The sequence below is a fragment of the Paenibacillus sp. FSL R7-0210 genome, from assembly GCF_038009085.1.
Lineage (GTDB): Bacteria > Bacillota > Bacilli > Paenibacillales > Paenibacillaceae > Paenibacillus_AQ > Paenibacillus_AQ silagei.
In genome coordinates, this window is record NZ_JBBPAR010000001.1 from 4,474,567 (window position 1) to 4,498,697 (window position 24,131).

The following is a 24,131-nucleotide window of genomic DNA, read 5'->3' on the forward strand; positions in this document are numbered from 1 at the left end:
TTTAACGCTCATCCCGCCGGTACATCCCGGGTTAGGCTGTTACTGGGACGGGCTGATGAACTCCTGCTGTTCGGCACGGACTCTCCGGGCCGGGGAGAGTACAGACTGAAGGCTAAGGGCCAGCAGAAACGCCATGAAGAACAGCATAGTGGAGATGCCGAAGATCAATCTGGCGCCAGTGTACACATACAACCATCCGAAGAATAAATAAGACAGCATATTGGTCGCCAGCGGACCGCCTTCAAACACGGAACCGACGCGTCCGAGCAGGTTCTCAGGAACATAGGTCATTAACAGAGTCGACAGCGTAATGCTCAGCAGGGATATGCCAATCCCGATAATGACACGGCTGAGCAGCATGGACCAAGAGCCGAAGGAGAGCGTGAGCAGCAACAACCCCAGAGTCATGACCGCTGCTCCCCAAATGTTGATTCGCACATAATTTTTGAATTTTGCCCCAAGCAGGTTCAGACCGAGCGCCCCCGCGAACATACCGATGCCCCCGGCGGTGCTTGCCCAGGCTAAGTAATTCTGGTCTAAATGCAGCTCTTTCACTACGAAATATATATTTAACAGATTAATCGCTCCTGTGCACGCCCCCATTACCGCCAACATGATAAATAAGCGTTTGGTGAGCGCAGAAGCGAAGATATACCGGAAGCCTTCCAGGACATCCACCCAAAAGGAGGTTGCCGGACCGGAATCGGAGGGTGCTGCCAGGGGGGCCGGGCTCACCTTAAGACTCAGAATGAACAGGCTGCCTGCGATGAAACAAAAGCCGTCCACAATTAAAGAAGTTGACGCCCCCCACCATTGGTAGACAAAGGCTCCGATTGCAGGCCCGGCAAGACTGATCAGCGTATCTACCGTCTTTACAGAGGAACTGGCGGTACCGTAATCCTCGTTGTCCACGGCTGTGACCGTTAATTTACTGATGGCAGGCTGAAAAAATTGCTGAACCGTACACGTGAAGGCCAGCATGACCAGCAAAAGCGGAACCTGCTCCATCCAGATCAATCCGGCCAGTACAAAAGACATCGCAGCCCGGATCACCAGCGTCGCCTGCAGCACCTTCTTTGGTTTCCTGCGGTCAACCCATGTTCCGGCAAGAGGAGCCATGATAAAGACCGGGAGCATCTGGGCAAACAAAAGAGCCGTCCGGTAAAAGACAGCTTGATCCGCTTCCGCAAATACCCAGAACAGGATGGCCCAGTTCCTGATCTCATCTCCTACAGAGGATAAGGTCTGCGTGCACCATAATCGGCGGAACACTCCGTTCTTCAGCATACTCCACAAGGAAAGGCCCCCCTCTCTTTCGGTATTGTCACCCTAGGAAGTCAGCAATTCATGCGTATGGAAATGATCGTACACCCGGCTGATCCATTCCTGCCGATCCTGTTCGCTGGCAGCAAAAGGATTCTCTAACGCCAGGTTGTGTACAACCGTACGGAAGTCGCTCCCGTCCTCCATCTGTTGAATAATAGCAATGCTTAAAGGGTCCATGCTCATCACCCGGACGTAGCGCCTGCGTCCTTCAAGAGCCGGTGCGCTCTCCAGCACCAGCAGAATCCAATCTTCATGCCCTTCCGCAAGCTCAAGCTCTGCAGGAAGGGGACTGTGCAGCTTCAGCGCAGGGATGGAATAGTGCGGCTGCATCACTTTGACAGGCTTCATAGCAGTTGTGTCCTGCGGTGCTGTATCCTGCTGCATCAGTTCCATCACCGCACGCTCATAAGACAGGAAGTCCTTAAGGACCCGTCCGGTTTCCGGCACAAGACCCTGCACCAGCTCATCAAGAATGAGGGCCAGCTCCGCTTCCGGCGGCATTGCCTCATGCATATCCAGCCTGGCAGAGACATAATCGATTGTACGGGTGTATGGAACAGCCGCCAGATGATTGAGATAATACAAGGTACGGAAGAACGAACGGGCCAGCGGGTAGTAGAGCTTTCTGATCCTGTGCAGAGTGTGTGTATCCACAGACCGCAAGGAGTAATAGTTGCTGAAAATTTGCGGGTAGCTGGCAATCCAGTTCTTTTCAATGCCGGATAGCTGGAAATCACTGTTCATATCGTTCGTGCTCCAGAACTGCTCGTCCAGCACCAGGCTGCCCTTCGCTGCGTCAAACAATTGGGTTCCGGGAAAAAGGGACAGTTGATGCAGCTGCACATCCGCTATTCCTATGGAGAGCAGCCGGACAATCATATCCAGCGTCTGATTAAGGTCTTCGGTTGTCTCTTCGGGAAATCCGGTAATAAATGAAGCCGTACATGACAGACCCAGCCGATGAAGCTCGCGGAGCAGCTCATAAGCCTGGTTCAGATCGAGCTTTTTGCCAATGACCTGCTGGATGGGCTGGCTGCCGCTCTCAATCCCGAAGAAGACACCATTACATCCAGCCTGCATCATCACCTCAAACAGTTCTATATTGACGTGGTCCGTCCGGGAGGAGCAGCTCCAGGTGAAGGGCTCGCTGCAATCCAGCAGCTCCCGGCAGAATTGTCTGACAAACTTCTGATTAACCGTGAAATTATCATGCGTTAAGCTGAAATGGGTGATTCCCCAACGATCCCTGACGTATCTCATCTCGGCGATGATCCGTGCAGGACTTTTAGTTCTGTATTTTCGTGAAAAGAAGGTCGAGGTGCTGCAAAAGCTGCAATTAAAGGGACAGCCGCGTCCCGCCTCAACCGGAAAAAACCGGCTCTCCGGAGTGGTAAAATAAGCTTCAATATCCTCGATTAGATGAAAGGCAGGGAAGGGCGTATCATCGAGATTCCTCAGAATCGGCCGCGGCGGATTGGTGCGGATTGTCCCCTCTTCACGGAAGCAGATTCCTTCTACCTCTGAGAGCGGATGGCCCGACTCCAGGACCGCAATCAGCTCCGGCAGCGTCAGCTCGCCTTCTCCGGCAACGATATAGTCTATCGCTGGGAAATGGGTTAAGGTTTCAGCCGCTACGAAGCTCGCATGGGGTCCGCCAAGAATAATGATTCTGTCCGGGTCCAGCCGTTTGCATTCCTCCGCAATTCTCAGTGCGATCGAATAATTGCCGCACATCGCCGTGAATCCGAGAACTCTGGATGGCTTGCCGATGATTAATTGGGCAATACCGGCAAGGGCTGCTGTATCGAAATGGCTGGTGCCTGAATAGAGTAATGCCAGATCAGTGAGACATACCCCGTACCCCGCTTCAAGAAGTGCAGCGCCTAGCACAAGCAGGTTGAGCGGAGGATCAACGGTATCCACAGCTGCATTATAGGGCGGACATATCAATTGAATCATTTCCCAGTCACCTCACGTAAGAGAAGATTTAACTTAAGGCGGTGAACGAAGCATTCAGCAGCTCCAGATGGCTGTCAAGGTCACGCTTCACATTTCCGCAGTAGGCGCCTAAGATCGAACCGGTGGTCCGGTCGGCTTGAACCGGACAATTCCCGGAGCATAGAAAAGCGATATTGCATCCTTTACACTCCGGCTGATTCAAGACATGACGTTCCTTCCAGAGCGCCAGCTTCTGGTCATCCAGCTTAAGCTGAGGGTAATACGTTCCAAGACTCCATTTGGGATTACCTATAATACTGGTGCAAGGGTAGACCTGGTGGTCCGGCGAGAAGGTGAATGTTTTTCCTCCGGCCGCCTCACAAAAATAATAGTTAGGGAAATAGTTATCTTTAGCGAGGCCTGTTCCCAGCACGTGCTCGAACGGCAAGGAGAGTCTGGTTAGATCACTGTTTAATACGACATTCAGCCTTTTTAATTTATCGTTTGGCACATGCACTTTGATGAATTCCGTGAGCTGATAGCTGGGCAGCAGGCCCGGGGCGGAATTCCCTGCATAATTCTCAACGGGAGACAGTGAAACCGAGAAGTTAGGGTAAGCATTCCATTGCCGTTCCTGGAAGAAATCCAGGAGTTCATTCAGATGCTCTATATTCTCACCATCCAGATTGACACGAATAGCGATGTCGAAATCATGCTCCAGGAAGGAGTCAATCTGAGCGGTTATTTTCATAAAGGTTCCCTCATTGGCCCGGGTGATCCGCCGCCGGTCATGAACCGCCTGGGGGCCGTCTATGGTTAACTGGATTCTGAGCATGTCCTTGTAAGGCTCTAGCAATTCCTGATAGTGTGACAGGAACACCCCATTGGATATGACCGTTCCTGTAATTCCCCTAGCTTTGGCCTGCTCAAGAATAAGTCCGACGATAGAATGGTTCAGGGGCAGGAGTGGTTCCCCGCCAAAAATAACAAAATGATGCCGGGTAGACTGTTGCTGCTCCATGATTTGATCCATGGCCAGGAAGGCAGCCTGCACCTGATCTTCAGTCATCTGTTCATGGCTGGAGCGGATCTCTTGGGGCTCAAAGCAGTAGACACATTTCAAATTACAGGTCATGGAAGGACAGAACACAAAGGAAATGTCACCCGATCCATGCTGATCCAGGTATTCTTTGTACCGGCGGATCAGGGCTTGCTCCTCTTCACGCTCCCTGTACAAATAACCTCTGCCGGCCAGAAACTGTTCTTCATCAGCGGTGAGAGTATAGGCAACAGGCTGATGTTTCTGGAGGAACCGGCTGATATGCTCTTCCACAATATCCATTGCGCCTGACAGGGAATTGAAGATAAGATGACGGCCGTTTCTTAAGCGATACGTAAGAATATATTCTGAAATATACAATGTCTATCCCCCCTGGTATGAACAGCGGGAAGGCATAAGGATGCGCTTCCCGCTATTTCCCAAATATAAGGATGCTGTTAGATGGCTTTTTTGGTAGGATTGTTGATTTGAATGGATGCTTTCTGGCAACATGCCATTGGAACCGTAATTTCTTCAAGGTCTTTGGCTGAGAGATTCGTCCAGAGATCCTTGTTCTTCGTCAGTGATTTCATGTACATTACCTCCTCTCCTCTAAGAATATTTATGGCAAGGTAAATACCTTGACATCAGGGTAATGGTGTTCACCGGCAATAGCTTTCGAGCAGACGGTCCCGGTGAAGATCGAGATAGGTCTTCAGATATTGCCTTGTATCGCTGCAGTTCGATTCGAAATCCCTTAATTCCCCGTCTCTGCTTCCTTTCAGTACGCAGCCGCCCCCACAGAGAGGCGCAAGATTACAGTGTCTGCATTTGTCATTCACCACGATATCCCGGTGCCATCTCTGCCACTTCTCTTCATCCAAATGCAGCCCTTGAAGGTAGCTTCCAATCGAATAATCCGGGAATCCGACGGTTTCAACACAAGGATACAGCCGCCCGTCTGCACCAAATACGAGATTATGACGCTTTGAAGCACTGCAGCCGGACAGATCGAAGTAATAGTGGTCATCGTCTGTGTCAAACATAGCTTTGCGGAGTATCCGCAGCTTCTTCTCCATGAAATACCCCAGGCTGACCTTATACCTGCGCCGGGTGGCTTCCCAATCCGGGAAGAGTAAATGAAGCTGCTTCAGAAGATCAGATTCAGGCTGGAAGCCGGCAACCTTCCCCGTATTGAAATTATCATTGATCGGGGCAATCTGGCAGGAGAAATCAGGTGAGCTTGTCCACTGAAGCCGCTCGAACCCGGCGAACATCTCCGGCAAATGCCGGACATTCTCCCGGCCTGTGTTGATTCGGACGGTTACGGGTATATGGTGCTCCAGGAGAAAAGTAATGTTTGAGCAGATAAGATCATAGCTGCCGCTGTTGTTCCTGTATTTACGCAGCTGGTCGTGGATCTCCTTCGGGCCGTCCAGTGTGATTTGCATATGGCGGAAATGCGCCGAGTGCTTCTGCAGAAAAGGGAAATACGCACCGAGTTCGGTACCGTTCGTAATGGAGAGAATAGGCCAACTCCGCTCAATAGCCTGCTGTAAAATATACTCCACCTGAGATTGATTACGGGCCAGGAAGGGCTCACCCCCGAAAAGCTCGAACTGGACGGCCGCCTCAGGCTTCAGATGCACCATCTGATCCATCGCCTGAAATATCTCATTAATCTGTGCAAGGTCAAGCGTCGGCGAGTCCTGGTGAATGTCCGATTGGAAGCAATAAGGGCAGGCGAGGTTGCATTTGTAGGTGGGGCAGATTGTGAATTGTAAGGCCGGATGAGAGCGGTAGTAGGTTTCAAGTGATTCGCGGACATATTGTTCTTCACTCATATCCGTGAGATACCCTCTGCTCTTAAGCAGGGTACGAGTTTCCGGATCCAGATCGTTTAATGCAGATGTATCAGAGCTTCTATTAAAAAGAACACGGGCTACCTTAGGCTCAACCAAGTCTACAGCGCCGGTTAATGTATTCATGATCAGCAGAACATCATCGCTTAATCTGTGTTTGTAGTTATACTTAGACAATCTCATACGCCCTCATCCTCCTCAGGACTGATAGAGTTGCATTTACTAACTTGTAAATAATGTAAAACTTTTCCTGATGGACAACTATGATAAAAGTCATAAAATAGGAAATAATCTATTAAATGATAAAAAAACAGAGAAATAGAAATTTCCAATTACTCTTGCAATAAGTAGATAGAAGCGGTTTACCACTCCAGTCCGCACCTGCCGCCAACTTTCTCCGAAATCAGGTGCACTAATGCACCTCATTGTGCCAACCGTATCCTCACGCCAAAGACACCAGCCTCCGAAGATGCTGGTGTCTTTGCGCATGTCCAAGCGAACATGCCATCGCCCACACGCTACTACTTCTGCCAACTCTACTGCGCAGGAGAGAGAGTTAGCGTAAATGTCTTGTCAAACGGGGTCACCAGGTTAACCTGCACGGTTTTGTAGCTCTTCGGCGGGCCGGGTTCCGGGGATGTTCTGCCGAGATGGGCCATTTCGCCGCCCGTCAGGTCGATCCACTCTCCGCCAGAAGTATACCGAATCTGCCCGCCGCTCCACAGGAAGTTATCCTCGTCCACTGACTGCAGTTCTCCCAGGGTGAAGTTGTTCTGATCCGCTGGCTCTAGCTCACCTGAAGCGAAGTTACCTTCCCAGCCGAATTTGAAGGACAATTGAGCCAGGACCTGGGCAGGCTCCGCGCAGCGCAACCGGATAGTCCAGCCCGTCTCCGTACGGTGTACCTCAGTCTCCACAGACAACGTCTGTTCATGGGTCAGCGGACGGCTCTGATGCGGCAAAAGATACCACGGACTGACAGCCGTACCCGCTTCCGGCGGGAGAAGCGCACCCTCCACCGGACCGTAGTAGCCCTTCTTCTGCACGCCCTTCAGCAGGTAGCCCTCCGGCAGCCGGGTCATCTCCTGCATCGGCACGAATCCGGGGTAGAAGCTGGTATTCAGCTGCACGGCCAGCAGCCTTACAGCACCGTGACGCATCGCGAAGAACGAAGGCGTCTCCGTGATCAGCGTCACGCTGGTCGCCCCGTCTCTGAGCCGGGCCACAGGCGCCCCGAAGTCGGTATGCAGCCGGCTGTGGTAGATCCGTCCCTGGTGACCCGCCGACTCCATTCTTTGCAGATAGCGCTCCCGCAGGAAATCACCGTTCAGGATTTGCTCATACTGTACAGGCAGCTCTGCTGTAGCCTCCGGCGGCTGCTGCAGCTCCGGCTCCAGCAGCATACGTACCAGGGCGTTCACCGAGCAGACGCCCGGATTGGACAAGGAGCGTCCGGCCCATTCCGCCATACCGGCCAGCACGGCATCCTTGTCCGAACGGGCAAGGATCGCATACGGCAGATAATAAGGAGACAGATCATGGAGCACCCCCAGATCCTGCCGCCCGGAATAATCGGTCACGACTTCGCCGGACGGGTGAACAAGGTAGACCATCATGTGCAGGTTCCGGCGCACCGGTTCCAGCAGCTCCGGCTTATCCAGCAGCCGGGCGGCATGAATCAGCATAATATCACTTACGGCGCTGTAGATGCCGTTGCTCCGCTCGGTCCATTCCCCGTCCGGCGTGATGTCCATTCCTTCTGCCAGCCATTCATCCGCCCGCTGCCGGGCCTCTTCTCTGCCGAACAGCTCATAGAGAAACCCTAGCGCCGCGCACATCACCCAGCGGTGATTCGGAGTATGGACCCCGCCCGTAAGCATTACGGGGAGGGACTGCTCCAGGAACAGGAGCATGTTGTCCAGCACCGGCTGAAGCGGCGGCCACTCCTGCTTCGCCAGCAGCTGATATAACTGCGCGTAGCCGACCACAACGAAGGCCGTATCCGGCGGCGAATGATAATTCGTCCAGCCCGGGGAGATGGAGCCGTCCTGATGCTGGAAGCGCAGCACGAACTCCGTCGCCAGCTTCAGCCGTTCCAGCAGCTCCTCATCCCGGTAATACTTCGAATCCGGGTTCACCAGCGCCGCACCCCAGTAACACATATCCGTCGGGGTACCAGTGGTGTGATTCACCCAGGCAATCCCCGTATGGGGATCAAGAGTTCCTCCATAATACAGGTTGCTCTGATCCAGCACCTGCCGGGGGATTCCCTGTTCTACTGCTCTGTCATTACTCTCTACCAATTGCTTATACATTAGGGTTCCTCCTTGCGGGAAGCTCTCTGGCTAATTTCTCTGATTTCTCTGATTCCCATCCGCCTTCTGCCTATCCCCTGCGCGCCAGCTTAGCTGTAAGCAGACGGTGGCTCTCATGTATCTCTTCCGGGCGGCAGGCCGCCTTCAGCTCATACACCTTGACCTGCGCCCGTTCAATCATCGGCAGATAGGCATCGTAGAAATCCGGATCTCCGCTGTTCACATAAGGGCACCAGTGGTCGGCAAGGCCGATCGTCTCATGAATATGGACACCGACGATATCATCCATCAGCCCTTCCATTTCCCCTATACTGTCATACAGGCCCAGACGGTCCATCAGAATAGCGTGACCCGTGTCGTACCAGATGCCGACAGGCGCTCCCTTTAAGGCATGGATGATCGTCTTCGCTTCCGCCAGTGTCGGAATCTGCTGCGGCTTGGAGCGGGTCTCGATGCCGAAGCGGATATTCAGCCCCTTGGACACCGCGCGGTTACACACCTCGTCCAGACTCTCGATAATGGTCTGCACATAGCCTGTACTATACGCTTCACGCCGCTCCATCAGCTCCGCCCATTTGCTGCGGTAAGCTGCCGAATCCCTGCCCTGCCCCTCGTAGATCTGCTCCAGCTCCCCGGAGATATCATACGGGAACGGTACCTCGCCCGGATGCACTACCACTGCTTCGCCGCCGTAACGCTGAGCGTATTCTGCCGAGCGAACCAGCAGGTCTATCGCCCGCTTCCGTTTCTCCTTGTCCTCGAAGCCCAGCAGGACCGAATCCGTGCCGTAGTCAGGGTCCGGGACATGGGGGAACGTATTATGAACGCTCGATATACCGATCTCCCCGCGTTCAATCATCGGCTCGATGGTAACCAGCATTTCCTCCGTCACATTATAATTCAGCTCCACCCTGCGGAACCCCAGCTCCCGGATCTCATTAAGTAATCCATCACCTGTAGAATGACGTCTCATATTCCAGCAGGTGGAGAAGGAGAATTCTCCCTTATCCTCCACGACCGTCTCTCCTCTCGCAACGCCTAAGTAATATCAATCAGCCCTTCACAGCTCCCAGCATAACACCACTGACGAAATATTTCTGCAGCCAAGGATAGACGACCAGAATCGGCACCGTGGCGAAGACGACAGTGGCGGCCTTGAGGCTCTCCGGCGGCAGCTTGGTGCGGGCCGCCCCCTCCAGGTTCGTCAGCTCAGTGATCATATTGTTCTGAACCATCTGGAAGAGCTTCAGCTGAAGCGGATACAGATCGGGATTATTGATATACATCAGGGAATCCTGGAATCCGTTCCAGCGTCCTACCGCATAGAAGAGCGCAAGTGTAGCCATAACCGGCATAGATAACGGCAGAACGATTTTGAGCAGGGTGCGGATATGCGAGCTGCCGTCAATCTCGGCCGATTCTTCCAGACTCGGCGGAATGCTGCGGAAGAAGGAGATCAGGATAATCAGGTTGAACGGGCTGACCAGACCGGGCAGAATCAGCGACCAGACAGAATCGATCATATGCAGATCACGGATCAGCAGGTACTCAGGAATAATACCGCCGCTGAAGAACATGGTGATGATGATCAGGTACATGAACATCGTACGGCCCTTCAGCTTGCTTTTGGTCAGCGGGTAAGCAGCTGCAACGGTGAAAAGCATACATAATACCGTAGTCGCAACCGTCAAAATAATGGTGAAGATCAGCGAGCGGATCATCGCATTGTCGGTGAAGACCTGCACATACGCCTTCCAGTTCAGCTCAATCGGGAAAATCGTAACTTCCCCGGAAGTAATAGCCCGCGTGGAGCTGAGGGACACCGCAATAACGTGTATAAACGGAGCCAGGCAGAACAGCACGAACAGCGCAATAAAGGTAACGTTAACGATATCGAATATCCGGTTAGAGGTACGTTCACTCATTGTACTCCGCCTCCTTTCTGTATAATCATAGAATGCCGTCGCCGGTCACTTTTTTCGATATATAATTGGAACCAAGGATGAACACCAGTCCAACCACCGCCTGGAACAATCCAACTACAGTTGCCAGCGTATACTGGCCCGATTCCAGACCAATCCGGTAGACGAAGGTACTAAGCACATCGGAGTATTCGCGCACTGCCGTATTCCCGATGATGTAAGGACGATCGAAGCCGATGCTGACCATTTTCCCCAGGTTGAGAATGAGCAGGGTAATAATGGTTGGTTTGATACTGGGCAACGTAATGTAGAAGATCTTCTTCATCCGGGTAGCCCCATCCACTTCAGCAGCCTCGAACAGCTCGCGGTTGACACCGGTAAGCGCCGCCAGATACAGGATGGTCCCCCAGCCGGCACTTTGCCAGACACCCGTGAACAGGTAGGTAATCAGCCATGGATTTTTTTCGGTCAAAAAAGGAATAGGATTCAGCCCCATGCTCTCCAGTACACCGTTCACCATACCGGATTGGTTGCCGAACAATTGATAGACGATACCCCCGATAATCACCCAGGAAATGAAATGGGGAATGTAGAGGAGGGTCTGTGATATTTTTTTGAACCATACCGACTTCACTTCATACAGCATAATAGCCAGAATAATCGGGGCCGGGAAAGACACTATCAAATCGAGAAAATTCAGCATAAACGTATTGCGCAGACTGCTGTAAAACTCCTTCATGCCAAACACTTCGCGGAACGCATCGAAGCCGATCCACTCACTGCCGTTGATGCCTTGGAACAGGTTGAAATCCTTAAAGGCAATCTGTACCCCGTACATCGGGCCGTAGCGGAAAATCAGGAAATACATAATGGGCAGTGAAAGCAGCGCGTATAGTTGCCAGTACCTTCTGATGTAAGACGCTTTGCTCAAGTTCCTCTCCTCCTATGGAGAAAAAACCGGGCAGAGCAGCATGCCAGCTCCCCCCGGTTTTCACTTTTTTTAGTTTATTTGGCTGAAATCTCTGTAAGCGCCTGCTCCAGCTCCGCTTTCAGCTTGTCTCCGCCCAGAGACATGTAGTCCTTCATTTCCTGTTCGAAAATAGTATCGAATTGATCCGGCTTCGCCATCGCAGTCTTCACGATGATCACGTTAAGCTTATCGCTGAGCGTAGTGCCGTATTTCGATTCCGATTCAATCGGCTTACCGAAGACGATAGGACCCACAGTATCTGTGTTGGCAATATCAATAGACTGCTTCAGCGCCTCCTGGTTGTTGGCAGGGAAGCCCAGAATCCAGGCTTTCTCATTGGTAGCCTGATCGCCGAGGTTCTTACCGTTGGAGATAATTGCGGTGTCCCCGGAAGTGAACAGACGGTCTTGGAATTCCTGGGAAACATCAGCCTTAACGACCGGGATGCCGTCCACCATATCATAGTTCTCGCCTTCAACACCGTTGTAAATGTCAATCAGGTTGTTGCCAGTCGCCATCCAATCGAGATATTTCACCGCTTCCACCGCACGCTTGCTGCTCTTAGGGATCATGATGTACATACCGTTCGAGGCATAGCGGGATTTGATATATTTATTGTCCACCTTGGCATTGGTGAGGATATCCGCCGGCAGCACCTTGCTGCCCGGCACATTCTTGTAGAGATTATCAAGAGTGCCATCGGCATAAAACATACTATCCACATCCTCCGACCAGAAGCCGACGTTGCCGTTCTGAATATCCTTGGATACCTGGGCTTTGTCTTCATCCAGACTGAAGTCCTTGCTGACCAGCCCTTCATTGTAGAGCTTGTTGAGGAACTGTGCCGCATCCTTGAAGCCCTCATGCAGCGGCAGCTCGTAGCGCTGGCTGTAAGTAAGGTCGCCGCTGATCGGCTTGATGAAGGAGTAGATCAGGGTCTCCAGCTGAGCCGAGCCGAGGGACATGCCCATCGGAATGGTTTTGCTGCCAAGACCGCCCGGGTCCTTCTCTTTAAACGCTTTCAAAGTAGTGTATAGCTCATCGGTGTTCTTCGGTACCGGCAGCCCCAGCTTATCCAGCCAGTCCTGGCGGATGTATGAAGCGTAACGGCCTGTAATCGCCCGTTTACCAGGGATGGCGAACTGCTTGCCGTCGAGCTGGCCGAAGGCCATCGTCTCGTCACCAATGAATTTCTTCAGCGTCTGGCCGTGCTCCTCTAATAAGGAACCTACGTCGGTCAACCCGCCCTGCTGGGCGTAACGGTAGAAGACACTGGAATCATAAGTGAAGACAATATCCGGCACATCCGTATTACTGGCCATCAATACGTTCAACTTGGTCACTTCTTCCGAACGCTGTACCGGGACAAATTCTACATTGATATTATTAGGATCACCGAAATTTTTCTGAATCATCTGGGACACGAAGTTGTTGGTAATGGTGTATTGCTTCGGCGTTTTACCGCGGTCGAAGATCTCCACCTTCAAGGTTACGCGTTCCGCGCTCTTCCCCGGTGCGTCTGTACCTCCGGCTGCCGAATTCGATTTACCGTCTGAGGAACAGCCTGCAAGCAGAGTAGCTCCCATTACTGCGGTCAAGCCGATGCCGATTGCCTTCTTCAGAACTCTTTGGTTTACGTTCACTGTCATTGTTCCATCTCCCTCGCCTTAGCAGGCTATAATGGTGACTTCATGATACCCCCGAGCTTGATGATGCCCGTATGTCTTATTCGTTCATCCCGTTCATGTAGGCCGGCCTCAGTGTTTCAAGGCTGCTTGCTGCTGCGGGATGACCACAGTATTCCATAACATTCGGAGGTCTGACAATAAACCTGTTTCGGATGCGATAAAGCGCCTGAATTCGGACATCCGGTTTATCAGACCAACGATTTTCGTACAATAAACCGCTTTCATATCAGCAAAAACACAGGCCGCATCGCTATTCGCCCCCCTTGTTCAGCGGTTGGCGTAAGAGAAATGCGGCCTGGACCTTACACGAATGCGGCAGATGAATCCCATGCTTCACCATCAAACGGAATTCCTTCATTTCCCCAGCTTACGCTAGTCCTGCGGCTCCAATCTGGAGGCTGCTTCGCGGCGTCTGGAGGAGCGGTAATCGCCCGGCGTGATGCCGGCAATCCGCTTGAAGACTCTTCCGAATGAAATGGCATTCCCATACCCTACTTGAAGTGCGATATCCTGGAGGGAACAATCCGTATCTATCAGCAGCTGCTCCGCTTCCTTCATCCGCAGCTCGGTGAGGAAATCCACGAACTTCATTTTGAATTCGGTCTTGAACAAATAGCTGGCATATTTGCCGGAGACCTGGAACCGGTCACTCAGATGCTTCAGCGAGAGATCGGGATTCGTGAAATTCTCTTCGATATAATCCTTCATCTCATTGACCATGGCCCGGTAGCTCTTCGTTTCGCTGGCAGAGACATAGGTGCGGAATAAGTCGGTGACATATTCGAATAGAACCGTCTTCACTTCATGGAGCGCCTCGGCCTCCTCCAGCTGCTTCAGCCGGACCTCAGCATTCTCTGCCGACAGCTCGTCCTGCAGCTGTTCAGACATCACCGCCACTTCCCGGCTCAGCATCTGCAGCATAGCCTGGATCAGGGAACGGATATCCTCGTCCTTCAGGAAATCCTGTTCAAACGACCCGAAGATCCGTTCCAGCTGCTCCCGCCACTGGCCGCTCGACATGCGGAAATACTTCACGAATTCAGCAATCATCTGCAGATATTTATACGTCTCAAGCAGCGGCTGGCGCGCTTCGCCGCTGCCTGCCAAGACGATATCCTCATGAATCAGCAGCTTGTGCTGCATCACATATTCGGCTGCCGCATAAGACTCCCGGATCATCCCCGGCCCGGCGGCAGCGGAGCCGATACCGAAGCTGAGCGAGATCCGCAGATTCTGCTCGACCCAGGAGCGGCAATCCTCCGCGAAGACCCGGAGCTTGGCCTCCATCTCCTGATCGCTGCCAGTCGCCAGGAACAGAATCGCTGCGCGTTCGGTGCCCACCCATTCTGCCCATCCCTGCAGCTCCGCATTCCGTGCCAATTCCTGAAATACATTCATCAGAGCAAACTTCAGCGTATTCTGATCCCCCCGGGTATACCTGTCCTCGAATACCTGCTCATAGCGGTTGATCTCCCCAAGCACAACGATGAAGCGCGAGGAAGCATTCGCACCAGTAAGCGGAGACAGCTCCTCCAGCCGCCGGGTCACCTGCTCCAGCCGCTCGCTATGCAGCAGATCGGTGAACAGCTTGCTGCGCTGCAGCAGCAGGTTCTCCCTGGTTTTGGTATCATAATCGGTCATGTGGTTAATCAGATTCTCCAGCACGCCGTCAATCAGCATCATCTCGTCCGGCCTGTCGGTAGACTGATCCATCGTGCGGATCTGATGGCCTTCAATCCGGTTCATAATCACCTGGATCGGCTTATAATTGCGCCGGGTTACATAGATTAGATACAATACCGCACAGAGCACGGTCCCCACCGCAATCGCTACCCAGAGATAAGAGATCACAGAGACCCAACTGAACAGATTCCCCGCCTTGATTCCGCTCTCGAACGTCCAGCCGGTTCTCTCCAGCTTAAGTGTGTTCAGCAGCTTGCCGTCAGCCGCACCTTCCGTATCGGAATGGGCCTGGTACACGGTGTTGCCATTGCCGTCCACAATAGTCATGAACGAGAGCTGCTGGTTAACCATGCTGTCGATGAGCTGCTCCAGGGCACTCACTTTAATGTTAATGACCAGTATTCCCCCGGAGCCGAAGGGAAGCGGCATTGCTTTATTGGTTGTCAGCACACGAATTTCTGTACGCTGGGACAGACCCGAATGATAATCCCTGACCGGTTGCCAGCCTTCCGGTACTGCCGGAGTCGAAGTCATGGCCCTGATCCAGTCCTCATCGGCGAATCCCTCCAGCTCCTTCAGCCCCGTATCGGTAAGAACGCTTCCACGCACCCGGTCATACAAATACACCGACTGGATATATGAGGATTCCTGTATCAGATTGCGCAGACTCTGGGCAACCGCATAGACCGTCGCCTGGTCCGGCTGGCTCTGCGTATTGAAATAACGTTTGTAGACCTCGCTCCGCTCTACCGCATCCAGCACCGACAGCTCGGCTTCCTTGATCGTCCGGTCCACACTATCCCTGAGATAGCTGGCGGAGATGCGGTCTGCCTTCTTCGTCTCCGTCCGGGAGATATCATTAATAAACACAAATGAGGCAAAGATCAGAATCGTCACCGTCAGCAAAAATATAGGGAAATAAGACAGCAGCAACCGGCGATACCAGGAACGGGACATTCGACAACCTCCTCCACAACCATCAGAATACCCGGCCGCATCCGGCCGCTTCATATACATATCGTCCAAGGCTGCTCTGGGGCGGCTATGGACTTCAGATCTATTTCATCTGCGGCAACCGGCCATACTGACCGCCGTTCGAATTCCTGCCATTATAGCACATGCGCTTCCCCTCCAGCTAACCAGATAAAGTCAACTCCCCTCGGGCCTTTTCCCGCCATTCTCCTGTGCTGGTGCAGGTTGTAACTGCCTCCACAAACAGTCAGTAATTAGCGCTTCAACCGCTTCGGCGGGTGCCACTGTAACTGCGCACGCACTACCTTAACAATCACAGCGGCCAACGCTGCTGTAACTGCTTCACAACCACCTTGGCATACCTCGGTAACCAACTCCGGCACTGTCTTCAACCCACTCGTCCACCACCCCTGCAACCGACTCCGGCCACAACAGGTGGATAAATGCATCTTATTTATTCAATTTATTACATTTATGCCCAAGCAAGTGGAAAAACAGCATTTAATAGTATCGATAATGGCACTTTGAATGAAATGTGATTAAATTAAGTGCTGTTTTTCCAACTGCTGTTGTACCAGGATTCATTCTTCCGGCAGCAAGTGGAGTAATTCCAACTAACTCCGCCCGTAGCTTCCACCTGATCTATGGATTTCATGAAAAAACGGAGCGCGCACAGCCGCAGCTGTGCACCCCCGCATATTCCTGCCCTTCAGACATACAGGCTGCCACCCGGATGTCCTACAAACCGCTATGCTCCCGGATATACCGCCGCGCCTTGATCGCATATTCCAGCGGATCGGCCAGCGCCGGGTCCTGCTCCGCTTCGACGACGAACCAGCCCGTATACGGGGAGGCCGCCAGTTCGGCAAAAATCTCCCCGAACGCGATGCAGCCATCGCCCGGTACGGTGAAGGCTCCCGCTTTTACCGCCTGAAGGAAGCTTAGGTTCTCTGCCTTCACCCGCTTGACTACCTCCGGACGGATGTCCTTCAGATGCACATGCTTAATCCGCGGCAGATGCTCACGCAGCACCTCCAGAGGATTCTCGCCGGAGAAGGCCAGATGTCCCGTATCGTATAGCAGCGATACTTCATTAGGATCTGTAAGCTCCATCAGCCGGGCAATCTCCGCTGCAGTCTGCACCCCGGTGCCCATGTGATGGTGATAGACCAGCGTCATGCCCTTCTCAGCCGCCAGCCGTCCCAGCCCGCTAAGACCTGCCGCAAGCGCAGCCCAATCCGCTTCGGTAAATACCGGCTTGTCAGCGAACAGCGGCGTATCCATCTGCCCCTGAATACTCCGGCCCTGCTCGGATACTACAATGACCTTGGCACCCATCTCATGCAGGAAATCCCGGTGCGCACGGAAGGCTTCCGCTGTCTCCTCATACGGACGCACCGTCAGGAAGGCGCTGAACCAGGCACTGGCGATACTCAGACCGCGCAGTTCCAGTGCCTTGTGCAAAAGCTCCGGGGAACGCGGATACTTGTTGCCCACCTCGCTGCCCTCATATCCGGCAAGCGCCATCTCGCTGATGCATTGCTCGAACGTATTGCCGCCACCCAGCTCAGGCATATCATCATTCGTCCAGGCAATCGGAGCGATCGCCAGCCGGACGGCATTGTCTCTGAACATGCTCATGTTCTACCCCTTCCACAATCCCAAGTATGGCAGAATCCTTGATCCACTGTGCGCCGTCTGCCTTGGTTCGCGCACATGCAGCGCCCGCTTAGTAGCTCCGGGCTTTCTTGAGTCCGCTGTGCTTCCGGTCATAAGCCTCCTGTACCGCTTCCTTGCCAGACACTTCCGCAACCCCGACATTCCACCAGGCCCCATAGCCATGGGTCATCGTCTTCGGCAGCACTTTGATGTCGATCAGCGTGGAGCGTTCCGATTGGCGGGCCGCCGCCAGGGCCGTGTGAAGCTCCTGGGCTGTAGACGCGCGGAAGGTCTGCACCCCATAACCGGCCGCACTTGCCGCATAGTCGATCCGCATCAGCTCACCACTGAGCTGGCCGTCCGTACCCCGGTGGCGGAATTCTGTGGCCATGCTGTCCATTCCCTGCTCCATCTGCAGATTATTAATACAGCCGAAGCCTGCATTATCCAGCAGAAGGACGTTGATCTTCCGGTTCTCCTGCAGGCTGGTTACCAGCTCAGAATGCAGCATCTGGTAGCTGCCGTCCCCGACCAGCGCGTAGACTTCACGCCCCGGCTCAGCCAGCTTGATGCCCAGCGCCCCGGCAATCTCATAGCCCATACACGAGAATCCGTATTCCATATGATAGGTATCCGGCACCTCCGAGTTCCACATCCGCTGCATATCTCCAGGCAGACTGCCCGCCGCTCCAATGACAATCGCATCCTGCGGAATCGCTTCATTAATGATCCCCAGCACCTGCGTCTGGGTCAGCGAAGTGCCTAGCACCTCTGCATATTCCGGGAGCTTCTCATCGAGATGACCGGCTACCTCCGGGGTGAACGCACCTGTGTTGCCGGTGTTCACCGGATACTCCACACCAGCCAGGCGTTCTCTCTCCGCAGCCCACGATTTCTTCGCCTGGGTGATCTCATCCGTATACGCAGAGCGGTATCCCCGCTCTTCCAGCGCTGCGGCTAAGGCGTTCAAGCCTTCAGCAGCATCGCAGACCACCGCAAGCGCATCCAGTTTGGCCGCATGATATGGCGAGGCGTTCAGCGTCAGGAATTCCACCTCAGGATGACTGAACAGACTCTTCGAGGCGGTGGTGAAGTCCGTAAACCGGGTGCCTACGCCGATCACCAGATCGGCCTCAGGGGCCAGCTCATTCGCGCAGCCGTTGCCGGTGACGCCAATGCCGCCGAGGTTGTACTCGAAGCTGCTGGCTACGGCGCTTTTACCGGCCTGGGTCTCTCCGAACGGAATGGCGAATTTCTCGGCAAAAGCGCGCAGCGCCGCTCCGGCATCCCCATACCGGACACCCCCGCCGCAGACCAGCAGCGGCCGCTGCTTGCTGGCGATCAGCTCAGCCGCAGCCGCAATCTCCTGCGGATGAGGCAGCCGGGCGATGACCCGGTGAATCCGCTTGCGGAAGAAATCAGCCGGGTACTCCCAGGCTTCGCCCTGCACATCCTGCGGCAGCGCAATCGTAACCGCCCCGGTATCTCCCGGATCCGTCAGCACCCGCATCGCGTTCAGCATTGCCGACATCAGCTGCTCCGGCCGGGTGACACGGTCCCAGTATTTGCTGACCGCCTTGAAGGCATCATTGACCGTGATCGACAAGTTATACGTATGCTCCATCTGCTGGAGCACCGGGTCAGGCTGGCGGGTAGCGAAGGTATCTCCCGGCAGCAGCAGCACAGGAATCTGATTCGCCGTTGCTGTTGCAGCAGCCGTCAGCATATTGGCAGCCCCCGGCCCCACTGAAGCCGTACAGGCCATAATCTTCCGTCTGCGGCTCTGCTTGGCGAACGCGGTCGCCGCGTGAACCATCCCTTGCTCATTGCGTCCCTGGTAGACGGTCAGTTCACCCGGCGCTTCCTGCAAGGCCTGCCCCAATCCAAGTACATTACCATGCCCGAACACGGTGAATACCCCGTGCACGAAGCGTTCCGGCCCGCCGCCGTAATCCACATACTGCTGATTCAGAAATTTAACCAGCGCCTGCGCTGTCGTTAATCGGATACGTTCCACTTCATGTCCTCCCTTCGCCTTGTCTACTGCCAGCGGGCAGTGACGACTTTTTTGCGCGTATAGAATTCTACCCCGTCGCTTCCGTTCGCATGAAGATCGCCGTAGAACGAATCCTTCCAGCCCGAGAACGGGAAGAAGGCCATCGGTGCAGGCACTCCAACATTGACTCCCAGCATGCCGGACTCGATATGTTCGCGGAAGTAACGGACCTTCCCGCCATCATTCGTGAAGATACAAGCTCCGTTCGCAAACCGCGAGCGATTCGCAATCTCCACCGCCTGGGCCACATCCTTCACCCGGATCACCGACAGCACCGGCGCAAAAATCTCCTCCTGCCAGATCTTCATCTCCTCTGTCACCCCGTCGAACAGCGTAGGTCCGATGAAATAACCGTCTCGCTGTACCGCCGCATCCTCACGGCCATCCCTGAGCAGCTTCGCGCCTTCGGCGATCCCCTGTTCAATGTAGCTAACTGTCCGCTCTTTATGGCCTTGACGGATCACCGGCCCCAGGAACGTATCCTCCTCCAGTCCATTCCCGATGGTCATGCTGTTGCACTCCCGCAGCAGGATCGAGATCAGCTCATCGGCGACTTCCTCCTGCACCGTTACCACCGAGCAGGCCATGCAGCGTTCCCCGGCAGAGCCGAAGGCCGCATTCACAATCTGGGAGGCCGAAGCCTCCAGGTTCGCGTCCGCCAGCACGATGGAGTGGTTCTTCGCTCCGGCTAGCGCCTGAACGCGCTTGAGATGGTCTGTTCCTTTTTTGTATACATATTCCGCCACCGGCTGCGATCCGACAAAAGAAATCGCCTTGACATCCGGGTGCTCCAGCAGCCCGTTCACCACCTCATGCGCGCCGTTCACCACATTTAGCACACCGTTAGGCAGTCCGGCTTCCTCCAGCAGCTCCGCAAGGCGGGCCGCCAGCAGCGGTGTACGCTCCGATGGCTTCAGCACAAAGGTGTTGCCGCAGGCAATCGCCAGCGGGAACATCCAGCAAGGCACCATCATCGGGAAATTGAACGGGGTAATCCCGCCAACCACTCCAATCGGATAGCGGTACATGCCTGACTCGATGCCAGTCGCAATATCCGGCAGCTGCCGGCCCATCATCAGTGTCGGAGCACCTGCTGCGAATTCTACGCATTCAATGCCGCGTTGGACCTCGCCGTAGGCTTCTTTGAAGCTTTTGCCGTTCTCCAGGGTGATGATCTTCGCCAGCGGCTCCCAATTCTCTACTAGCAGCTGCTGATATTTGAACAGAATCCGTGCTCTGCGCGGCACCGGTGTTGCAGACCAGCCTGCAAAAGCTGCCTTAGCCGCCGCCACCGCCCGGTCTACATCGGCTCTGCCGGATAAAGGCGTTCTGCCCAGCAGCTCACCTGTGGCCGGATTAACTACCGGCTCCGTCTGCTCCGTATCGGCTGTTACCCATTGCCCGTTGATATAATTTTTGAGTACTTGTGCCGTTTGCTCTGTCATTCTGTCCACTCCTTCTGTTCTATATAAAGTCTGCTGACTAACCTTACTTATTGCGCTCCTGCTGTAACCTCCTCGTTAGTTCGCAGGAATTCCTCCAGCTCCTCCAGGGTTGGCATAGCATCGGAGCAGCTGTGGCGGGAGATGACAATCGAGGCCGAGGCACTGCCGCGCCGCATCGCCTCGCTTACACTGTGCCCGCTCATCAGACTGTGGATGAAGGCTGACGCATAGGAATCGCCTGCGCCGAACGTCTTGAGCACTTTTGCCGGGAAAATCCCGCTCCGGTGGCTCTGCCCATCCGCTGTATAGCCGATCGAGCCGCTGCCGCCGTGCTTGATGACCACCAGCTCTGCCTGATGCGAGAACCAGCGGGCTGCGGTGGCCTGATCATCGGCGCCAGCCAGATTATACAGATTCTCCATCATATCGAATTCTTCGCGCGTGCCGATGATGCAGTGGCTTTTCTCGGCTGCGAGGTTATAGTAGACCGCCGTTTCAGCGGCTGATGTCCAGGTATAAGGGCGGTAATCGAGATCGAAGAACACGGTCACGTTATGCTTGCGGGCAAATTCCAGTGCCAGGAACACCGCTTCGCGGGAAGGGCTCTGCGCCAGCGCCGTACCGGAGATGAGCAGCGCCTTGGAGCTGGCGATGTACTCCTCCGAGATCTCCTCCGTGTTCAGCAGCAGATCAGCCACATGGTCGCGGTACATTAGAATGCTGCACTCCTGCGGGCTCTTAATTTCTGTAAAAGCCAGCCCCGTCACCGCACCCGTCCGGTCCACGCACACCTGGCTGTCGTCAATGCCATCCTTGCGCAGATAGCTGCGGATGAACCTGCCCATCTGGTCGTCGGCCAGCTTGCCGATAAAACCGGTACGCATGCCGAGCCGCGCTGCACCAATGATAATATTCGCCGGAGAGCCGCCGACATATTTGGTGAAAGTCATCGTCTCTTCCATCGGCCGCCCGGTCTCATTGGCGTTCAAATCAATACACAACCGGCCAACAGCAACTACATCCAGCCGCCGGTCAGAGTCGAACTGTAAACCGTTCATAGTGATGCCTCCTTGATCAAGCTAGGGAAAAGGTGGTTCATTCGGTAATACGAATGGCTGTAAAACGCTGTGAATGGGACAATGAAGTTGAAAATCACACAGTGAAGTTGTAGATCGTACAGTGCAGCTATAAATCGCATAATCGTAAGTTTAATTTGATACGCAGCTGTAAGAGTCGCTTGGCGTGCGGATTGAATATTTCAACATTTAATCGTTTCCTTCGGCACAGAATGTTTCATTTCTTTTTGGGGGAGGGTAAGCGCTTAACCTAATTTTCTACTTTAGTATAGTTTAGAAGCGAGCTTTTGGCAATCCTCAATTTGAAAGCGATCTCAACAAGCAGGGTGAAGGAATTGAAGGGGAACCTCACCCCCCGGAAAAACAGGTGGAAAAACGCAGCTTAATTTCTCATTTTTTGATACTTAGGAGCAAGCAAGTGGAAAAAAGCAACTACTGTGATTGATTTTGCAGCCAAGGTGGATGTCGGGATTATTCAAGTGCCATTTTTCCAACTACTGCTCCTCCGGCGGGCAATTGTTCGCCAGCAGCTGTAGTAAATCCACTTGTTCTCCGACTTAGCACATGCTGCTGCCTAGCGGGGAGAGTCGGCTAGCCCATTGTGTTCGGTTTTTCGCCTACATTTGGCCCACGCGCCTCGCGCCTGCCCAATGTGTTCGGTTTTTCGTCTACATTTGCTTCACGCGCCTCCGCACTGCCCATTGTGTTCGGTTTAATACGAAAATAAAAGTCGGGATGCGACTGATGTACCCGACTTATTTTCATTCCTGGGGGTGACAAGGCCTCTGTCTTGTCATGCCTGTTTTTCGCCTACATTTGGCCCACGAGCCTCCGCACTGCCCATTGTGTTCGGTTTTTCGCCTACATTTGGTCCATGCGCCTCCGCAATACCCATTATGTTCGGTTTTTCGCTTACATCTCGCCCACACACACTCGCTCGGCCCATTGTGTTCGGTTTTTCGCATCCCTCCAGCACACTCCCCCCACACATCTCGCTCTTCCCCAACTACAGCACGCAAAAAAGACCCGCTCCCAGCCGCAGCCGGAACAGGCCTTGAATAGATAATGTGTGCTTAGTGCGGAACCGGACCCGTCGAATGGCGGATGACAAGTTCGGGCATCAGCATGATTTTGCGCTTGGGGCTGGTGGGGTTACTGATTGATTCATTCAGCAGAAGCATCGCCTGCTCGGTCATCTCGCGCAGAGGCTGGGCGATACTGGTCAGCGAGGGATGGCAGATTTCGGCCAGCATCGTATTGTCGAAGCCTACTACGGACAGGTCGCGGGGAATGGACAGGCCGGCACTGCGCGCCTCCTTGAGCACCCCGATCGCCAGCAGATCATTGCAGCCAAAGATGGCTGTCGGGCGTATGTTCTGTGCCTGGTTCAACATTTCTGCTGCTGCCGTACGCCCGTTCTCCAGCGTTGCCGAGGTGTGGATCATATTCGCCGGATTGTCAAAAGAAATCCCGGCCGCCTTCAGCGCATCCAGGAACCCCTCCACCCGCAGCCTGCTCCCCGGCAGATTGTCAGAGATCACTCCCAGCCTGCGGTGACCGAGGGACAGCAAATATTCCGTAGCCTGATAGCCGCCCTTGTAATCATCGACGGTGACACTGTTGCCCTCCAGCATACGGATATCGGCTGAGAACAGTACGAGCGGCACATGATCAGCCACCATTCCGCGAATCAGCTCAGGATTCCCCGTATGAGAGGCAATAATCAGGCCATCCACCCGTTTGCGCAGCAGCAGCGAGATGTACCGGGCCGCCTTCTCATCGCTGCGGTCCGTACTGCACACGATTAAGTCGCTGCCCTGCTCCTGGGCGTAATCCTCGATGCCGCGGGCCGTCTCCGCAAAAAAAGGATTGGCAATATCGGGGATCATCAGCCCGATGGTACCCGTCCGGCGGCTGGTCAACGCAGAAGCTACCAGACTGGGCTGGTAGTTCAGCTCCTCCATGACCCGCCCTACCTTTTCCCGCGTCTTGTCGCTGATCCGGCCGCTTTTATTCAATACCTTGGACACCGTAGCGATAGAGACGCCTGCTTCCCGTGCCACATCATAGATCGTAGGTTTCATTGTTATTAAGCCCGCCTTTGCGTTCATGCCTTCTTATCCTTCGATTATAAGGAAGTCCTCCCACGCTGTCCATCTATCGGGTATGTGTGTCTTCTA

General features: G+C 54.1%; 16 protein-coding genes. All 16 read right to left on the reverse strand.

The genetic code is table 11. From position 1 onward, the window contains the following. Window positions 1–39 precede the first annotated feature (39 nt). A complete protein-coding gene (locus MKY64_RS19130; RefSeq protein ID WP_340958129.1) occupies window positions 40–1,287 on the reverse strand; it encodes an MFS transporter in 1,248 nt (415 codons plus the stop codon). A 42-nt stretch (window positions 1,288–1,329) separates the two neighbouring features. Next, complete coding sequence (locus MKY64_RS19135) at window positions 1,330–3,285, reverse strand: B12-binding domain-containing radical SAM protein (protein ID WP_340955067.1); 1,956 nt, start codon at window positions 3,283–3,285, stop codon at window positions 1,330–1,332. 28 nt (window positions 3,286–3,313) lie between these two features. After that, window positions 3,314–4,684, reverse strand: coding sequence for a radical SAM/SPASM domain-containing protein (locus MKY64_RS19140; protein WP_340955069.1), 1,371 nt, complete (start codon window positions 4,682–4,684; stop codon window positions 3,314–3,316). Between the two features lie 77 nt (window positions 4,685–4,761). Then, entirely contained in the window at window positions 4,762–4,896 is a 135-nt protein-coding gene (locus MKY64_RS19145) for a hypothetical protein (protein ID WP_281068293.1), read from the reverse strand. Window positions 4,897–4,965: 69 nt separating this feature from the next. After that, window positions 4,966–6,348, reverse strand: coding sequence for a radical SAM/SPASM domain-containing protein (locus tag MKY64_RS19150; protein WP_340955075.1), 1,383 nt, complete (start codon window positions 6,346–6,348; stop codon window positions 4,966–4,968). A 353-nt stretch (window positions 6,349–6,701) separates the two neighbouring features. Continuing rightward, window positions 6,702–8,480: a hypothetical protein gene (locus tag MKY64_RS19155; RefSeq protein ID WP_340955077.1), complete on the reverse strand. Its 1,779-nt coding sequence runs from the start codon at window positions 8,478–8,480 to the stop codon at window positions 6,702–6,704. Window positions 8,481–8,550: 70 nt separating this feature from the next. Further along, window positions 8,551–9,453: a sugar phosphate isomerase/epimerase family protein gene (locus MKY64_RS19160; RefSeq protein ID WP_076076924.1), complete on the reverse strand. Its 903-nt coding sequence runs from the start codon at window positions 9,451–9,453 to the stop codon at window positions 8,551–8,553. Between the two features lie 79 nt (window positions 9,454–9,532). Continuing rightward, complete coding sequence (locus tag MKY64_RS19165; RefSeq protein ID WP_036725750.1) at window positions 9,533–10,405, reverse strand: carbohydrate ABC transporter permease; 873 nt, start codon at window positions 10,403–10,405, stop codon at window positions 9,533–9,535. A 25-nt stretch (window positions 10,406–10,430) separates the two neighbouring features. After that, on the reverse strand, window positions 10,431–11,270 hold the full coding sequence (locus MKY64_RS19170; protein WP_235191891.1) for an ABC transporter permease: 840 nt from the start codon (window positions 11,268–11,270) through the stop codon (window positions 10,431–10,433). Window positions 11,271–11,407: 137 nt separating this feature from the next. Further along, entirely contained in the window at window positions 11,408–13,021 is a 1,614-nt protein-coding gene (locus MKY64_RS19175) for an extracellular solute-binding protein (RefSeq protein WP_036725756.1), read from the reverse strand. Between the two features lie 411 nt (window positions 13,022–13,432). Continuing rightward, window positions 13,433–15,700: a helix-turn-helix domain-containing protein gene (locus MKY64_RS19180; RefSeq protein WP_340955081.1), complete on the reverse strand. Its 2,268-nt coding sequence runs from the start codon at window positions 15,698–15,700 to the stop codon at window positions 13,433–13,435. A 753-nt stretch (window positions 15,701–16,453) separates the two neighbouring features. Beyond that, the gene (iolE, locus tag MKY64_RS19185) at window positions 16,454–17,350 is read right to left on the reverse strand and encodes a myo-inosose-2 dehydratase (RefSeq protein ID WP_036725856.1); all 897 of its coding nucleotides are present in this window, start codon (window positions 17,348–17,350) and stop codon (window positions 16,454–16,456) included. Window positions 17,351–17,444: 94 nt separating this feature from the next. Further along, the gene (iolD, locus tag MKY64_RS19190; RefSeq protein WP_340955083.1) at window positions 17,445–19,391 is read right to left on the reverse strand and encodes a 3D-(3,5/4)-trihydroxycyclohexane-1,2-dione acylhydrolase (decyclizing); all 1,947 of its coding nucleotides are present in this window, start codon (window positions 19,389–19,391) and stop codon (window positions 17,445–17,447) included. A 23-nt stretch (window positions 19,392–19,414) separates the two neighbouring features. Continuing rightward, window positions 19,415–20,875, reverse strand: coding sequence for a CoA-acylating methylmalonate-semialdehyde dehydrogenase (locus tag MKY64_RS19195; protein ID WP_340955085.1), 1,461 nt, complete (start codon window positions 20,873–20,875; stop codon window positions 19,415–19,417). A 47-nt stretch (window positions 20,876–20,922) separates the two neighbouring features. Beyond that, window positions 20,923–21,933 carry a 5-dehydro-2-deoxygluconokinase gene (gene iolC / locus MKY64_RS19200; protein ID WP_340955087.1) on the reverse strand — a complete coding sequence of 337 codons (1,011 nt, stop codon included), beginning with the start codon at window positions 21,931–21,933 and terminating at the stop codon, window positions 20,923–20,925. Window positions 21,934–23,024: 1,091 nt separating this feature from the next. Further along, entirely contained in the window at window positions 23,025–24,035 is a 1,011-nt protein-coding gene (locus MKY64_RS19205) for a LacI family DNA-binding transcriptional regulator (RefSeq protein WP_076076418.1), read from the reverse strand. Window positions 24,036–24,131 lie beyond the last annotated feature (96 nt).

Excerpts from the sequence above, each read along its gene's own strand:
- MKY64_RS19130 (WP_340958129.1), bottom strand. The coding sequence starts at position 1,287 with ATGCTGAAGAACGGAGTGTTCCGCCGATTATGGTGCACGCAGACCTTA.
- MKY64_RS19135 (WP_340955067.1), bottom strand. The coding sequence starts at position 3,285 with ATGATTCAATTGATATGTCCGCCCTATAATGCAGCTGTGGATACCGTT.
- MKY64_RS19145 (WP_281068293.1), bottom strand. The coding sequence starts at position 4,896 with ATGAAATCACTGACGAAGAACAAGGATCTCTGGACGAATCTCTCAGCC.
- MKY64_RS19150 (WP_340955075.1), bottom strand. The coding sequence starts at position 6,348 with ATGAGATTGTCTAAGTATAACTACAAACACAGATTAAGCGATGATGTT.
- MKY64_RS19155 (WP_340955077.1), bottom strand. The coding sequence starts at position 8,480 with ATGTATAAGCAATTGGTAGAGAGTAATGACAGAGCAGTAGAACAGGGA.
- MKY64_RS19160 (WP_076076924.1), bottom strand. The coding sequence starts at position 9,453 with ATGAGACGTCATTCTACAGGTGATGGATTACTTAATGAGATCCGGGAG.
- MKY64_RS19165 (WP_036725750.1), bottom strand. The coding sequence starts at position 10,405 with ATGAGTGAACGTACCTCTAACCGGATATTCGATATCGTTAACGTTACC.
- MKY64_RS19170 (WP_235191891.1), bottom strand. The coding sequence starts at position 11,270 with ATGTATTTCCTGATTTTCCGCTACGGCCCGATGTACGGGGTACAGATT.
- MKY64_RS19175 (WP_036725756.1), bottom strand. The coding sequence starts at position 13,021 with ATGACAGTGAACGTAAACCAAAGAGTTCTGAAGAAGGCAATCGGCATC.
- MKY64_RS19180 (WP_340955081.1), bottom strand. The coding sequence starts at position 15,700 with ATGTCCCGTTCCTGGTATCGCCGGTTGCTGCTGTCTTATTTCCCTATA.
- iolE (WP_036725856.1), bottom strand. The coding sequence starts at position 17,350 with ATGTTCAGAGACAATGCCGTCCGGCTGGCGATCGCTCCGATTGCCTGG.
- MKY64_RS19195 (WP_340955085.1), bottom strand. The coding sequence starts at position 20,875 with ATGACAGAGCAAACGGCACAAGTACTCAAAAATTATATCAACGGGCAA.
- iolC (WP_340955087.1), bottom strand. The coding sequence starts at position 21,933 with ATGAACGGTTTACAGTTCGACTCTGACCGGCGGCTGGATGTAGTTGCT.
- MKY64_RS19205 (WP_076076418.1), bottom strand. The coding sequence starts at position 24,035 with ATGAAACCTACGATCTATGATGTGGCACGGGAAGCAGGCGTCTCTATC.